Genomic DNA, 2,805 nt, shown 5'->3' on the forward strand with positions numbered 1-2,805 from the left:
ACGCTCTCCATGGGGTTCAGATGCGGGCTGTACCGCGGCAGGTAGGCCACCATAAGCCCCCGCTCCCGCCACGCCTCCTTCCTCCCCTCCACCTCCCGGGACCGGTGGAAGGGCGCGTTGTCCATGAACACCTTCAGGGGCTTGGCTAAACCTTCGGCCACCCGGTCCAGATACCCCCGCACCACCTCCCACCGCACCGGCCCCTCCAAAAGGGCAAAGAAAAGCCGCTCCCCCTCCCGTCCCCGCACCAAGTGCCCCACCACGTTCACCCGCCCCCGGGAACCCCAGGCCCGGGGCACCCCCCTGGCCTCCCCCCTCCGACCCCAGGAGTAGGTAGGAGGAAGGGTCAGGGAAAACCCGCTCTCGTCCAGGTATCCCACCTCCATCCCCCCCTCCCGCGCCCCCTTTTTGCCTCCTCTTCCTCCGCCGCAAAGGCCTTCATCTCCTCCTCCGTGGGTCTTCCCAAAGGCACGTACCGCGTCCGCTTCCACACGTACCCCATGGCCCTCAGGTGCCGGGCCACCACCTTGGGGGCCAGGCGGACCCCGAAGCGCTCGGCTAGGGCTGCCGCAAGCTGCGGGGCGGTCCAGACCCTATCCTCGGCCAGCCTTTCCTCCACGAAGGCGGCCATCTCGGGGGTGAACTTCCTGGGAGCTCCCGGGGGTTTGCGGTAGGCGAGGCCCTGGAGACCCTCCCTCACGAAGCGCCGGAGGACGAGGTAGACCGTGGTGCGGTCCTTGTGGAAGTGCTGGGCGATCTTTGGGGCGGTCCAGCCCTCGGCCGCCAGGCGGACCATCATGGCCCACAGGCGGGTCTTCTTGTGGGTCCTTGGGTCCAGGGAGAGCTCCAGGAGGAGCCGGTCCTCCTCAGGGGTCAGCTGGATCCGAAGTGGGGCCGCCATGTTGAGATGATAAGGGGTTGGCACTTAACAACCCCTGGGCCTTTTGCAGGACCCGATAAAAGCGGGAGAGGTGGGGGAGGGAGGGGAAGTAGGCCTTGAGGGTGGTTTTAGCGGCCAGGTAGCCCTTGGCCAGGTCCTGGCCCTGCAGCAGGAGAAAGATGGCCAGGGCCAGGAGTTCAGCCAAGGTGGCTTTCTGGTGCCTTTGCTTTCTGGGGAGCTTGAACCCTTGGGCCTGAAGGGCCTTGAGCTCGTCGTCCACCCAGATGTAGATGGCCACGAGGAGGGTTTCTGCGTCAAGATAGTAGAGGGGGTGCTCTCGGTTTGGAAGCATAGCACCCCCTCTTTTTTCACATCCCAGGGGTTGGGGTCAAGTAGCACACGAAGGAATTCCTTACACGACCGTCAAAAAACCGCGCCGTGGCGCGGTTTCGGTCAAGACATGTGTCTTCGAAGTGTCAAACTCGGGTACGGGTCGCGCCAACAAAAAAGGCCCCTTTTCGGGGCCGTTATAAAGGTATTGTCGTGGTCGTACTCTCTTCCAAAAGCATCTGAAGCAAAAGGACAGGACCTGAGTACTCGCTAGTACCCAGGTCCTGTTTTCGTGGATCGACTTCTACACTTGGAATACAATGCGCGCCTTAGCCTTACCCTGCTCTACAGCTTCAAAGCATTCATTAACCATTTCAAGGGGACGCTTTTCATAAACAACTCGCGTTCGGCCTAAGGCATGCAGTTCAAACGTTTCCGCAAGGTCAATCCGAGTGCCAACGATCGATCCAACAACCTGGATCCCCCTGAGGACTGTCTCGAAGATTGGTAGGCGGACAAAGCCTTCTGCGGGTAGCCCGACCAACACCAGCCGTCCGCCCCGACGCAGCGCCTGGTACGCTTGTTCGAATGCCTTCGGAGAAACAGCAACAACGATGGCTGCATCCGCACCGCCCAGTTTGGTAATAGCTTCAGCGGGATTCTCCTCACGGGCGTTAACTGTATAATCCGCCCCCAGTTCTCGTGCCAGTTCCAGCTTTTCATCGAACAGGTCGACGGCCACCACCGTGGCACCAGCGATCTTGGCATATTGCAAGGCCAAATGACCGAGCCCGCCGATGCCAAAAATCGCTACCAGATCCGAGGGGCGAGCGCCGGAGACCTTGACAGCCTTATAGGTGGTTACACCAGCACAGGTCAGGGGAGCGGCATCGAAGGGGTCAACTTCCTTGGGTACCTTGACGACATAACGGGCGGAAGCACGTGCGTATTCTGCATAACAGCCATCGATGGTGTAACCCGTGTTCTGTTGAGATTCGCATAGGGTTTCCCAGCCGCTCACGCAGTACTCACAGACGCCACAAGCGTAGCCCAGCCACGGAATGGCGACCCGGTCGCCCTCCTTCACCTCCGTGACGCCGGCCCCGCAGCTCTCTACGATACCGACCCCTTCATGGCCCGGGATAAGCGGGAGCTTGGGCTTGATGGGCCAGTCGCCATGAGCGGCGTGAATGTCCGTATGGCACAACCCGGAAGCCTCAATGCGCACCACAACCTCGCCGGGACCCGGCTCTGGCTTGGGCAGTTCCTCAATACGCAAGGGCTTACCGAATTCATGGACGACGGCCGCCTTCATCCACTTTCCCATGCTGCATCCCCCTCCCTTCTTCCTGGTCTCCCCGTTTGGGGTTGCCTCTATGATGCCAGCAAATATCTCTTCTGTCAATCCCCCCTTTCGGATATTCACCTGCATATGCATTGACACGCCAATAAGGAAGGGGCTTGGATAAATGTGTGGGAACACCCAAGCCCCCTCCCAGCTTACCAGAACTCCCCGAGTGGCAACTGCGCACACTGATCCGCTCCCTCCAGGTCCCAGAACCTGGCCCCAAACCCGGTCGCCCCAGAACCTACAC

General features: G+C 60.7%; 1 protein-coding gene and 2 pseudogenes. All 3 read right to left on the reverse strand.

Going from position 1 to position 2,805, the window contains the following annotated elements; all coding sequences use genetic code 11:
* Nucleotides 1-901 (reverse strand): annotated as a pseudogene (locus F604_RS12680) (IS630 family transposase); the annotation flags it as partial.
* A gap of 22 nt (nucleotides 902-923) precedes the next feature.
* Nucleotides 924-1,232 (reverse strand): annotated as a pseudogene (locus F604_RS12185) (transposase); the annotation flags it as partial.
* 282 nt (nucleotides 1,233-1,514) lie between these two features.
* Nucleotides 1,515-2,537 carry an alcohol dehydrogenase AdhP gene (adhP, locus tag F604_RS0110385; RefSeq protein ID WP_019551594.1) on the reverse strand — a complete coding sequence of 341 codons (1,023 nt, stop codon included), beginning with the start codon at nucleotides 2,535-2,537 and terminating at the stop codon, nucleotides 1,515-1,517.
* Nucleotides 2,538-2,805 lie beyond the last annotated feature (268 nt).

The sequence above is a fragment of the Thermus scotoductus DSM 8553 genome (assembly GCF_000381045.1).
In the GTDB taxonomy this organism is placed as follows: Bacteria; Deinococcota; Deinococci; order Deinococcales; family Thermaceae; genus Thermus; species Thermus scotoductus.